The 12,341-nt window shown below is 65.0% G+C and carries 10 protein-coding genes; 5 read left to right on the forward strand and 5 right to left on the reverse strand.

The window, feature by feature from the left end:
• Nucleotides 1-22 precede the first annotated feature (22 nt).
• Entirely contained in the window at nt 23-586 is a 564-nt protein-coding gene (locus BRAGE_RS0124670) for a hypothetical protein (RefSeq protein ID WP_027558513.1), read from the forward strand.
• A gap of 81 nt (nt 587-667) precedes the next feature.
• On the opposite strand, the gene BRAGE_RS0124675 is transcribed toward BRAGE_RS0124670, so the two are convergent.
• On the reverse strand, nt 668-1,492 hold the full coding sequence (locus BRAGE_RS0124675; protein ID WP_027558512.1) for an NAD-dependent epimerase/dehydratase family protein: 825 nt from the start codon (nt 1,490-1,492) through the stop codon (nt 668-670).
• A gap of 95 nt (nt 1,493-1,587) precedes the next feature.
• On the opposite strand from BRAGE_RS0124675, the gene BRAGE_RS0124680 reads away from it, so the two are divergent.
• Nucleotides 1,588-2,580: an SMP-30/gluconolactonase/LRE family protein gene (locus BRAGE_RS0124680; protein ID WP_027558511.1), complete on the forward strand. Its 993-nt coding sequence runs from the start codon at nt 1,588-1,590 to the stop codon at nt 2,578-2,580.
• A gap of 266 nt (nt 2,581-2,846) precedes the next feature.
• Here BRAGE_RS0124680 and BRAGE_RS0124685 read toward each other — a convergent pair whose 3' ends face one another.
• Both BRAGE_RS0124685 and BRAGE_RS0124690 read right to left on the reverse strand, forming a co-directional pair.
• Nucleotides 2,847-4,277, reverse strand: coding sequence for an aldehyde dehydrogenase family protein (locus BRAGE_RS0124685; protein WP_027558510.1), 1,431 nt, complete (start codon nt 4,275-4,277; stop codon nt 2,847-2,849).
• A 261-nt stretch (nt 4,278-4,538) separates the two neighbouring features.
• Nucleotides 4,539-6,902, reverse strand: a complete 2,364-nt coding sequence (locus tag BRAGE_RS0124690) for a transketolase (protein WP_027558509.1) — start codon at nt 6,900-6,902, stop codon at nt 4,539-4,541.
• A gap of 133 nt (nt 6,903-7,035) precedes the next feature.
• On the opposite strand from BRAGE_RS0124690, the gene BRAGE_RS0124695 reads away from it, so the two are divergent.
• From BRAGE_RS0124695 to BRAGE_RS49165, 3 genes are all read left to right on the forward strand, one after another.
• Entirely contained in the window at nt 7,036-7,497 is a 462-nt protein-coding gene (locus BRAGE_RS0124695) for an Lrp/AsnC family transcriptional regulator (RefSeq protein ID WP_027558508.1), read from the forward strand.
• 134 nt (nt 7,498-7,631) lie between these two features.
• Nucleotides 7,632-8,552, forward strand: coding sequence for a polyphosphate kinase 2 (ppk2, locus tag BRAGE_RS0124700; RefSeq protein ID WP_027558507.1), 921 nt, complete (start codon nt 7,632-7,634; stop codon nt 8,550-8,552).
• Between the two features lie 150 nt (nt 8,553-8,702).
• On the forward strand, nt 8,703-10,112 hold the full coding sequence (locus BRAGE_RS49165; RefSeq protein WP_051377997.1) for a TAXI family TRAP transporter solute-binding subunit: 1,410 nt from the start codon (nt 8,703-8,705) through the stop codon (nt 10,110-10,112).
• On the opposite strand, the gene BRAGE_RS0124710 is transcribed toward BRAGE_RS49165, so the two are convergent.
• Both BRAGE_RS0124710 and BRAGE_RS0124715 read right to left on the reverse strand, forming a co-directional pair.
• Nucleotides 10,090-11,169 carry a zinc-binding dehydrogenase gene (locus tag BRAGE_RS0124710; protein ID WP_027558506.1) on the reverse strand — a complete coding sequence of 360 codons (1,080 nt, stop codon included), beginning with the start codon at nt 11,167-11,169 and terminating at the stop codon, nt 10,090-10,092. The two genes, BRAGE_RS49165 and BRAGE_RS0124710, sit on opposite strands and share 23 nt — an antisense overlap.
• 60 nt (nt 11,170-11,229) lie before the next feature.
• Nucleotides 11,230-12,174 carry a DMT family transporter gene (locus tag BRAGE_RS0124715; RefSeq protein WP_027558505.1) on the reverse strand — a complete coding sequence of 315 codons (945 nt, stop codon included), beginning with the start codon at nt 12,172-12,174 and terminating at the stop codon, nt 11,230-11,232.
• Between the last annotated feature and the right edge of the window lie 167 nt (nt 12,175-12,341).

Genomic DNA, 12,341 nt, shown 5'->3' on the forward strand with positions numbered 1-12,341 from the left:
ACAAAACCTCGGGAGGGATCCGATGCGCAAAGCGCTGGTGAGCGCAACCCTCGTCGCGTTGCTCGCCTTGATCGCCGATGTGAGGCGTCCCGCCGCCCAATTTGACCCCTTCTTGCCGCAGGCGCCGCAAACGTTCGCGCCGGGCACCGCACCACCGGCCGACAATGTCGAGCAAACCAGGACAGTCCCCCATCGAAGCAGCCGGGTGCACAGAAAGCACGAAGTCGTTCGTCCGCCGCCAAATCAGCGGGAGGTCGCGGAAAAAAACGGATACAAGCGGGTCAGCGATCTCGTGACCTTCCCGAAGTTCTTTCCGGGCCTTGGCATCATCTTCGTCAAGCCCGACACTTTGCCGCTGGGGCCATTCCTGTGCTTCGATCGCAGGGATCGTCTGATCGCGACCGTGTACATGGTCCCCAACAAGGACATCGACGATCACAAGTCATTGGAGGGGGCGGGGTCAGCGCGGCCTGTTGATCACGTCAGCTTCTACTTCAATCCCGGTCACCCCGGCGTGGACGTGCCGCATTACCATGTGGTGCTCTGGCATGTGACCAAGAAACAGGAAGCGCGCGTTGCAAAATGACGACGCGCGACTGTGGTGCGTCGTTGAAGCCGGGCGCTTGGCCCGGCCGCAGAAATTCCCAGGAGTTGACGAGCGCGTACCCTACCGCTTCTTCCAGTCGATGATCCGGCTCGGGTCGGCGTCGAACTCCATGCTGCAGAACGTGCCGCCCTGGAAATAATCGCCGACCGGGTCCGGCTTCAGCTTGGCCTGCTCGGCCATCGCGTGCTCGCGGAAATCTTCGGCGCGTCCCGTGGGACGATAGCCGAACTCGTAGGCGCGATGGTTGTCCCACCAGGCGCGCTCGTTCAGCGAAGCGCCGTAGAACACCTCGAAATGGATGTCGGGATGTTCGAGCCCGATGCGGCAGAGCTGCACGAGGTCGTCGGGCTTGAGCCAGATCGAGAGCCGGCGCTGATCGAGCGGCATGTCGCCGAAATTGCCGATGCGCAGGCAAGTCACCTTCAGCCCGTGCTTGTCGGCGTAGAGCGCGCCGACCGCCTCGCCGAACACCTTGCTGACGCCATAGCGCCCGTCGGGACGCGGGGTGACGTCGGTGCCGATCTTGTGGTGGCGCGGATAGAAGCCGACGGCGTGGTTCGACGAGGCGAACACGACGCGCTTGACGCCCTTGCGATAGGCGGCCTCGAACAGATTGTAGCCGCCGATGATGTTGGCCTGGAGGATCTGGTCCCAGGTGCCTTCGACCGAATAGCCGCCGAAATGGATGATGCCGTCGACGCCCTCGCAGATCGCCTCACACTGCGCGAGATCGGCGAGATCTGCCGCCTTGAACTTCTCGTCCGCGCCGAGATCGGCCGGCGGCTTGATGTCGGAGAGCAGGAGATCAGGATAGATTGGCGGCAGCAATTTTCGCAGGCTTGTGCCGATTCCGCCCGAAGCTCCCGTCATCAAAATACGCGGCATGTTGTCCCTCGCCGTTAGTGACCGTGACCGATTTGCGGTCACGTGTCTCTAATGATAGCAGGATTGTCCAGAGGGAACGAAACGAGAGAACCGACATGAATGAGGCATCGTCCCACTGCCAGGATTCCAGCCAAGATATCCGCCAAGGCTGGCGGCCGGCGACCTATTACCCCGATCCGGCGATCAAGGCGCTTGATCCTCGTTTCGAAAAATACTGGCTGAAACTGTCGGCGGTGGAACGGATTGCGACCGGGCTGCGCTGGGCCGAAGGTCCGGTGTGGGTCGGCGACGGGCGTTATTTGCTGTGCAGCGACATCCCCAATCAGCGCATCCTCAAATGGGAAGAGGAGACCGGGGCGGTTTCGGTCTTCCGAAAACCCTCGAATTTCGCCAACGGCAACACGCGCGACCGCCAGGGCCGGCTCGTGACCTGCGAGCATGGCGGGCGCCGCGTGACCCGCACCGAATATGACGGCAGCATCACCGTGCTGATGGATCAATTCAATGGCAAGCGGTTGAACTCGCCGAACGATGTCGTTGTTAAATCGGACGGCTCGATCTGGTTCACCGATCCGATCTTCGGCATCCTCGGCAATTACGAGGGCTACAAGTCCGAGCCCGAGATCGACATGAACGTCTACAGGCTCGACCCGGAGACCCGCAAAGCCACCGTCGTCGCCGAGGGTGTGCTCGGGCCGAACGGGCTTGCCTTCTCGCCGGACGAGAAAATCCTCTACCTCATCGAATCCCGCGGCGTGCCGACCCGCAAGATTCTCGCCTATGACGTCTCGCCTTCCGGTGACAAGCTTTCGAACAAGCGCGTCTTCGTCGATGCCGGCCCCGGCACGCCGGACGGTTTCCGCGTCGACATCGACGGCAATCTCTGGTGCGGCTGGGGCATGGGTGATCCCGAGCTCGACGGCGTCGTGGTGTTCGCACCCGACGGCGTCATGATCGGCCGCATCGCGCTGCCCGAGCGCTGCGCCAACGTCTGCTTCGGCGGCGTCAAGCGCAACCGTCTGTTCATGGCGGCGAGCCAGTCGATCTACGCGCTGTATGTGAACACGCAGGGGGCGCTCGGCGGCTAGCGCTGCACTCGTAGGTGGGCAAAGCGCAAGCGTGCCCACCACTTCTTATTTGTCGCGCGAGATCGTGGGCACGTCGCTGCGCTCCTTTGCACGCCCTACGGCACTCCCTTCCGTCATTGCGAACGAAGCGAAGCAATCCAGGCTGCCTCCGCGGCAAGATTCTGGATTACTTCGTCGCTTGCGCTCCTCGCAATGACGACGGAGCGAAAAGAAAAACGCCGGAGCAGTTGCCCGCTCCGGCGTCGTGATCGTCCAATCGCTAAAGCTTACGCCGCGTTGAAGCCGGCGACGGCCTTCACCTCGAGGAAGTCCTCGAGGCCGTACTTGCCCCACTCGCGGCCGTTGCCGGACTGCTTGTAGCCGCCGAACGGCGCGGTGCGGTCGTTGGGCACGCCCTGGAGGTTGACGTTGCCGGCGCGGATCTGGCGGCCGACGCGCTTGGCGTCCTCGACGGTCGCGCCCGAGACGTAGCCGGCAAGACCGTACGGCGTGTCGTTGGCGATCTGCACGGCGTCGGCTTCGTTCTTGGCGCCGAGGATGGTCAGCACCGGTCCAAAAATCTCTTCGCGGGCGATCGTCATCTCGGGGGTGACGTCGGCGAAGATGGTCGGACGGACATAGAAGCCCTTGTTGACGCCTTCGGGCAGGCCCGGGCCGCCGGCGACGAGCGTTGCGCCCTCGTCGATGCCCTTCTTGATCAGCGCCTGGATCTTGTCCCACTGGCCGCGGTTGACGACCGGGCCAATGGTGGTGCCTTCGCCGCGGGGATCGCCCGCCTTGGTCTTGTCGGCGACGGCCTTCGCGATCGCCGCGACTTCCTTCATCTTGGACAGCGGCACGATCATGCGCGAGGGCGCGTTGCAGGACTGGCCGGAGTTGTTGAACATGTGCATCACGCCGCCGGTCACCGCCTTCGTGAGGTCGGCGCCTTCGAGGATGACGTTCGGCGACTTGCCGCCGAGCTCCTGGCTGACGCGCTTCACGGTCGGCGCGGCGCGCTTGGCCACATCGATGCCGGCACGGGTCGAGCCGGTGAAGGAGATCATGTCGATGTCGGGGTGCTCGCTCATGGCGGCGCCGACCTCGGGGCCGAGGCCGTTGACGAGGTTGAACACGCCCTTCGGCACGCCGGCTTCATGGAGGATTTCCGCGAAGATCAGCGCTGAGGTCGGGGTGAACTCCGACGGCTTCAGGATCATGGTGCAGCCGGCGGCAAGCGCAGGCGCGACCTTGCAGGCGATCTGGTTGAGCGGCCAGTTCCAGGGCGTGATCATGCCGACCACGCCGATCGGCTCGCGCAGCACCATGGCGGTGCCGACCGGTTCCTCGAAATGATAGTTCTTGAGCACGTCGAGCGTGGTCATGAGATGGCCGAGGCCGGCGCCGGCCTGGAGTTTTTCGGCCATCGGCAGCGGCGCGCCCATTTCGTCGGAGACGGCGGCGCCGATCTCCTTGAGGCGGCCCTTGTAGATCTCGATCACTTTGGTGAGCAGCGCGACGCGCTCTTCACGGCTGGTCTGGGAGAAGGTTGCAAAGGCGCGCTTGGCGGCGGCAACCGCCTTGTCCACGTCAGCCTTGGAGCCCAGCGCAACCTCGTACATCGCCTCTTCCGTCGCGGGATTGACCACGGCGGTTGACTTCTTGACGGCGGGATCGACCCAGGCGCCGTCGATGTAGAATTGCATGCGATTGACCATCTTTGACCTCTTCTTGGGAGCTTGGAGGGGGCGTTTCGGCAGGCATCCTTGCACGAAAGCGCCAGCAGTTGAACCCGCCATATGCGGGGCCAGCGTTGTGGCGGACGGAGATTATATGAGCCGATGGCGGGAACGTGGCAAGTGTGGCGCAGCCGTCATTCCGGGGCGCGGCAAAGCCGCGAGCCCGGAATCCATTTCACCACCTGTACCGAGGCCCGATGGATTCCGGGCTCGACGCTACGCGTCGCCCAGGAATGACAACTACACCGCCATCTTCCGATGCAGCACCGGCGCGCCGGTGGTGAGGCTTTCGGCCGCATCGATGATCGCGTTCGCGTCGATGCCGTAGTGGCGGTAGAGGTCGGCGATGCTTCCGGTCTGGCCGAACTGCTCGACGCCGAGCGCCTCGACGCGATGGCCGCGGACACTGCCGAGCCAGCCGAGCGCGGAGGGATGGCCGTCGATCACGGTCACAATGCCGCAGTCGCGCGGCAGCGGCGCCAGCAGCTTTTCGATGTGGCTGAGATGCTGCACGCCGCGCCGATCGCGCCGCAATTTTCGCGCGGCGGTCCAACCCGCATGGAGACGGTCGGCAGAGGTGATCGCAAGCAGGCCGATGTCGCGCCGGCTCTCGCCGATGAAGCCGGTCGCCTCGATCGCTTCAGGGGCGACCGCGCCGGTATAGGCGATCACGACCTCGGCATTCGGGCCCGGCTTGCGCAGCCAATAGGCGCCGTCGGTGATGCCTTGTTCCAGCTCCGGCGTCATGATCCGCTGCGCCTGCTCGATGCTGCGCGTCGATAGCCGCAGATAGACCGAGCCGCCCTCACCCGGATCGCGCTGCATGTGCTGGAAGCCCCAACCCATGATCACGGCGAGCTCGTCGACGAAGGCCGGCTCGAACGAAGCGAGCCCGTCCTGCGCCATGCCGATCAAGGGCGTTGCGATCGACTGGTGCGCGCCGCCCTCGGGCGCCAGCGTGATGCCGGAGGGAGTCGCCGCAACCATGAAGCGCGCATCCTGGTAGCAGGCATAGTTCAGCGCATCGAGGCCGCGCTCGATGAAGGGATCGTAGAGCGTACCGACCGGCAGCAGCCGCTCGCCGTTGATCTGGTGCGACAGGCCGAGCGCCGAGAGCATGATGAACAGGTTCATCTCGGCAATGCCGAGCTCGAGATGCTGGCCTTTTGGCGAGAAGTCCCAGTTGAACGTGGACGGAATTTTCTCGCTGCGGAATAAATCGGCCTTCTCCGCGCGCGCGAACAGGCCGCGGCGGTTCACCCAGGGGCCGAGATTGGTCGACACCGTGACGTCGGGCGAAGTCGTGACGATGCGGCTGGCGAGCTCGCTGTCGCCGCGCGCGATCTCGTTCAGCACGAGGCCGAAGCCCTGCTGGGTCGACATCTGCGGCGACGGCTTGAAGGCGAGCTGGGCGGGCACCTCGACCACGGGCGCGGTCAGCCGGCGTCCGTCCTGGTTGAACGGCACGCGCGCGAGGAAGGCGTCGAGCTCGGCGGCGTCCTGCGCGAGGCCCTCATACTTGTCCCATTCGTGGCCGGGGCGGATGTTCTGGCTCTCGCGATACTTCTCCATCTGCGCGACCGTCATCAGGCCGGCGTGGTTGTCTTTGTGGCCCTGGAACGGCAGGCCGACGCCCTTGATGGTGTAGGCGATGAAGCAGACCGGGCGGTCGTGATCGATGGATTCGAACGCCTCCAGCATGCTCGCCATGTCGTGGCCGCCGAGGTTCGACATCAGCGCCAGCAGCTCCTCGTCGCTGCGCTTGTCGATCAGCTTCGTGATCGGCCCCTGGTCGCCGATCTCGTCGTGCAGATGTTTGCGGAAGGCCGCGCCGCCCTGGAAGCACAGCGCGGCGTAGAGCGCGTTCGGGCAATTGTCGATCCAGCGCTTCAGCGCCTCGCCGCCCGGCTCGGCGAAAGCTTCGCGCATCAGCCGGCCGTATTTCACGATGACGACGTCCCAGCCAAAATTGCGGAACATGGTCTCGAACTTCTCCCAGAGCCCCTCGCGCACGACGGCATCGAGCGACTGGCGGTTATAGTCCACCACCCACCAGGTGTTGCGCAGGCCGTGCTTCCAGCCCTCGGCGAGCGCCTCCCAGATATTGCCCTCATCCATCTCGGCGTCGCCGACGAGGGCAATCATCCGCCCTTCGCGGCGATCCTTCGCCCAGCCATGCGCCTTGACGTAGTCCTGCACCAGCGAGGAGAACAGCGTCTGCGCAACGCCAAGGCCGACCGAGCCGGTGGAGAAGTCGACGTCGTCGACGTCCTTGGTGCGCGAGGGATAGGACTGCGCGCCCTTGAAGCCGCGGAAATTCTCCAGCTTCTCGCGGCTCTGCCGGCCGAACAGGTACTGGATGGCGTGGAACACCGGGCTCGCATGCGGCTTCACCGCGACGCGATCCTCTGGCCTGAGCACGCTGAAATACAGCGCCGACATGATGGTCGCGAGCGAGGCCGAGGAGGCCTGGTGGCCGCCAACCTTGAGGCCGTCCGCATTGGGGCGGATGTGGTTGGCGTGGTGGATGGTCCATGACGACAGCCACAGCGCCTTGCGGGCGAGGGCAGTCAATGTGTCGAGACGGGCGGAATCAACGGGCATGGGCAATGCTCCCGGAAATCATCCCTCATGATACGCCTGCGAGAAGCGCCAAACTTCTCAATTTTTCGCGCCATACCTGCCGATATTGGGATATTTTACCAATCAATTGCTTCCAGAAGCAGGTTCCATCCCAATGCCCGACCTCGACGCCATCGACCGCAAGATTCTCGCGCTGCTCCAGACCGACAGCCGGCTGACCATGCAGGAGCTCGCCGACAAGGTCGGGCTCTCGGTCTCGCCCTGCCATCGTCGGGTGAAATTGCTGGAGGAGCGCGGCGTCATCTCGCGCTATATCGCCACCGTGGACCAGAAGGCGCTCGGGCTGCACGTCAGCGTGTTCATCTCGATCAAGCTGGCGCGGCAGAAGGAGGAGGACCTCAACCGCTTCGCCCGCGCCATCTCGAAATGGGACGAGGTGCTGGAGTGCTATCTGATGACCGGCAACCGCGACTACCTGCTGCGGGTGGTGGCGGCCGACCTCGCCTCCTACGAGACGTTCCTGAAGACCAAGCTGACCCGGCTCGACGGCATCGCCTCGATCGAGTCCAGCTTCGCGCTCAGCCAGGTGAAATATTCGATCGCGCTGCCGGTCTGACAGCAGGGCTGCCGGGCCGTATCAGGGCCCATTCCACCCAGGGCGGGCGGCCCGGCCGCCAATGTCACATTGCCGCAATAAACCCCGCCGATGGTCGCGGGCGAGAAGGCACCTGAGCCGAAAGAAGGACCACCATGACTGCATCCGACCGCACCTCCGAAACCGCCAAACGCGAGCGCATCATTCAGGAGATGGCCGACGATCTCGACGAGGAGCTGGAGATGGAGCTGGATGATGCCCGTCTCGACGAGCTGCTGGACGAGACCGACATGCTCAATCCGACGGTCGACCGCAAGCTCTATTTCCGCGAGCTGCTCCGCCTCCAGGGCGAGCTTGTCAAGCTGCAGGACTGGGTGCAGAGCGAGAAGAAGAAGGTCGTGGTACTGTTCGAGGGCCGCGATTCCGCCGGCAAGGGCGGCGTCATCAAGCGCATCACCCAGCGCCTTAATCCCCGCATCTGCCGCGTCGCGGCGCTCCCCGCCCCGAGCGAGCGCGAGCGCACGCAATGGTACTTCCAGCGCTATGTGTCCCACCTGCCGGCCGGCGGCGAGATCGTGCTGTTCGACCGCAGCTGGTACAACCGCGCCGGCGTCGAGCGCGTGATGGGCTTCTGCACGGACGAGCAATACCAGGAGTTCTTCAAGACCGTGCCGGAGTTCGAGCGGATGCTGATCCGCTCCGGCATCATCCTGGTCAAATACTGGTTCTCGATCACCGACGACACGCAGCAGTTCCGCTTCACCATGCGCATCCGCGACCCGCTGAAGCAATGGAAGCTGAGCCCGATGGACGTCGAGGCCCGCACCCGCTGGGAGGCGTACACAAAGGCCAAGGAGACCATGCTGGAGCACACGCATCTGCCGGACTCTCCGTGGTGGATCGTCGATGCCGTGGACAAGAAGCGCGCCCGGCTCAACTGCATCGCGCATCTGGTCGACCAGATCCCGTACCAGGAAGTGGCGCGCGTGCCGGTGGTGCTGCCGGATCGCGTGCGCAATCCCGACTATCACCGCGGCCCGATTCCGCCGGAGATGTACGTGCCGGCGAAATACTGACGGCGCCTGCCGCTAAAGCGCGATGAGATTGGGATGAATCGTCATCGCGCTTTAGATTTTTGCTTGAGCATGATCTTTTCGGAAAACCGCGGCGCACTTTTCCGGATCATGCTTTAGCGGCGGACCGGCTTTTCGGACGAGGACAGCGTGATGCCCGTGCCGAGCGATCTGAGCGTGACCAGGGATTCGACCCGCCGCCGCGCTCGCCTCAGCCCGTGGCTCGCGCTGGCGAGCGCGCTGTCCGTGCTGACGGTTGCGCTCGCCCTGTCCTATTGGGCCTGGCAGCCGGCGACGCTGCGCATCGCCGTCGGTCCTGCCGGCAGCGACGACCAGACACTCATCGCGGCGCTGGCGAAGGCGTTCGACGCCAAGGCCGGCGCGATACGCCTTGTCCCGATCGAGACCGACGGCACGCTGCAAAGTCTCAATTTGCTCGGCACCGGCAAGGCGGATCTTGCGGTGGCGCGCGGCGATCTCGCAATGCCGGCCGAGACCAATTCGGTTGCGATCCTGCGGCGGAATTTCGTGGTGCTGTGGGCGCCGACGGGGCGCAAGGGCGCAGCGCGGTCCAAGGTCACCGAGATCGCATCGCTCAGCGGGCGCCGCATCGGCGTCGTCGGCCTCGGCGATGCCAATGTCGACGTGCTGCGCGTCATCCTGGCGGAATCAGGCGTCAACCCGCAGAAGGTGACGATCACCCAGTTTGGCACCGACCGCATCTCCGAGATGACCCAGGATGCCGCGCTCGACGCCTTCATGATGGTGGGGGCGCTCGACGACAAGATCATCGCCGGCACGATCGCCACGACCGCGCGGCTGCGCGGCGAGCCCAAATTCCTGTCCGTCGACGTTTCCGACGCGATCGCCGAGCGGCACCCGCTCTATGAGTCCGAGGAGATTCCCGCGAGCGCATTTGCCACGACGCCGCAGCGGCCCGACGACAAGATCGACACCATCGCCGTCAATCAGTTGATCGTCGCGCCCGCGTCATTGTCCGAGGACACGGTCGGCGCCTTCACCCGCGAGCTGTTCGCGGTCCGGCCGTCACTCGCGAAGGATTTGCCCGGCGCCAGCCACATCCAGAAGCCCGACACCGACAAGGATGCCGCGCTGCCGGCCCATCCGGGCGCTGCCGCCTATATCGACGGCAACGAGCGCAGCTTCATGGACAAGTACAGCGACTACATCTGGGGTGCGGTGCTGCTGCTCTCAGGCCTCGGCTCGGTTGCCGCCTGGCTGCGGCATTATCTCCGGCGCGAGGAGCGCAGCCTGAACGCGCTGCATCGTGACCGGCTGCTGACGGCGATCTCCAGCGTGCGCGAGGCAAGCTCGCTCGACGACCTCGCGGCGATGCAGGGCGCCGCCGACGAGATTTTGCGCGAGACACTCGCCTGTCACGAGGACGGTGCCATCGAGGACGGCGACCTCGCCGCCTTCGGCCTCGTGCTGGCGCAGTTCCACCAGGCCATCGTCGACCGCCGCGCCGTGATCGCGGAGGCGCCCGCAAAGCCGGGCGGCGGCGCGCTTCAGCCGGTGCCTATCTCCACGGCTGCACGATGATCTTGGTATGGGCCTCGGGATTGGCGAGGTCGGCGAACGCCTTGGCGACGCCGTCGATGCCGACCTCGGCGGTCACCATCGCCGCGGCATCCACCTGCCCTTCCGCGATCAGGCGCAGCGACGCGGCGAACTCGTCCGGCGTATAGCCGAGCACGTACTGGACGTTCAGCTCCTTCATGATGCCGAGCATGGGCTCGTTTCTGTCGCTCTCCATGCAGACGCCGACAACGACGATCCTGGCATCGCGCGGCGCGCCTTCGAACACCTGCTGGAGCAAGCCGGGCACGCCGACGCATTCAAAGATGATCGCAGGCTTGAGCGCCGGCAGCATGGCCTGGAACGGCGGCCGCGCGGCTTTCTCCGCCTCCGACATCTGGGCGTGCTCGGCCCAGGTCGCATAGGGCTGCGACACCCTGGGATCGACCACGACGTCCGCACCGAGCTTTGCGGCAAGCGCGCGCCGCGCCGGCGAATAGTCAGCGGCGATGATCGGGTGCAGGCCCTTGATCTTCAGCGCCGCGATCACCGCGAGACCGACCGGGCCACAACCGATCACCAGCGGCACCTCGCCGCTCCCGATATTCGCCTTCGCCACGGCGTGAACGCCGACCGCGAGCGGCTCGGTCAGCGCGGCATGTTCCGGCGCAAGACCATTGGGCACTTCGAGCAGGAGCGGCTCGCTCAAGATCATCTGTTCCGCATAGCCGCCGACGAAGTCGTTGGAATAGCCGATGCCCTTGATGCCCTCCGCTGTCAGCAGCGCGGGCAGCGAGCAGACATGCGTGCCCGGCTTGAGCTTGCGCGCGGTGCCGGGGCCGTAGTCGACGATCTCGCAGCAGAACTCGTGGCCGAATACGACGTCGCGCGCCAGGTCCATCGGCGTGCGTCCGGTCTTCTTCGCCATCTCCACCATGCGAGGGGCGTGCTGACGCGCGTGCAGGTCGGAGCCGCAGATGCCGCAGGCGAGCGTCTTGACCAGCACCTGGCCGGGGCCCGGCGTCGGCTCCGCCATCCGGCCGACGACAATCTCACCGTTCCTGAAAATCGCAGCGCGCATCCGGCCCCTCCCCTGTCGTTGGAGCCGTTGATAGCACGTCTCAGGACGCGCGGACTTGCGTCAGGGGTTCGGGGAACGCTCTTCCAGCACCAGGAGCTGGGCGCGGCGGATGCGCTCGCGATGGGCGATGTAAAGACCGCTGGCGACGATGAAGGCGGCACCGGTGACGGTCCAGACATCAGGGACTTCGCCGAACAGGAAGAAGCCCAAAATGCTGACCCAGAGCAGCTGCGTGTAGGAGAACGGCGCCAGCACGGAGGCGTCGCCATAGCGATAGGCCAGCACCACGATCCACTGGCCGACGGTGGAAGCAACACCGATGACGATGCCGAGCCCGATCGCAGTCCAGCTCGGCGTGACCCAGACGAACGGCACCATCAGGCTGAGGATGGCAACGCCGGTGAGCGCGGAATACGCCATGGTGGTGAGCACGGCTTCGCGCCCGCTCATCATCCGCGTCAGGATCAGCGCGGCCGCCCAGCAGAATGCCGAGACGATCGGGAAGAACGCGGCGACGTGGAACGCGCTCGAGCCTGGGCGCAGGATGATCATCACGCCCATCAAGCCGATCGCGGTCGCGATCCAGCGGCGCATGCCGACCTTCTCGCTCAGGAAGATGATCGAGAGCGCGGTGACGAACAGCGGCGAGACGAAGCCGGTGGCGGAGGCTTCCGCGATGGGAAGAAAGCGAAGGCCCGTGATGAAGAACAGCGAGGAGCCGAGCAGCGCCGCGCCGCGCATCAATTGAAGGCCGAGCCGGTCGGTGTGCATCGCATGCAGCGGCGAGCCCGGCAGCATCACCGGCGTGAACATCAGCGCGAAGGTGACGAAGCGGATCCAGGTGATCTCGATCGACGGCAAGCTCGACGAGAGGTATTTCGCGGTGACGTCGGAGCAGCCGAGAAACACCGTCGACAGCAGCACCAGCGCGATGCCCTTGAAGGGATGGTCGACGCGCGCAGGCGCGCGGCGAGCCTCCTGCTTCTTCTCCGGCACGGAAGGCATGGGAATACTGTCGAGCCTTGCGGCTGCGGCGGGCGGCGGGGTCACGGCTGGAACCTGGGAAAACGACGATTCGGGAACGATCGTAAAAAACGACAAAAGCGCCGCTTTCACAACTTCCGAAAACAGGATGCCGATATGCGCTCACGTCCGCGCGCGTCAATACTCCA

Source organism: Bradyrhizobium genosp. SA-4 str. CB756 (assembly GCF_000473125.1).
In the GTDB taxonomy this organism is placed as follows: domain Bacteria; phylum Pseudomonadota; class Alphaproteobacteria; order Rhizobiales; family Xanthobacteraceae; genus Bradyrhizobium; species Bradyrhizobium arachidis.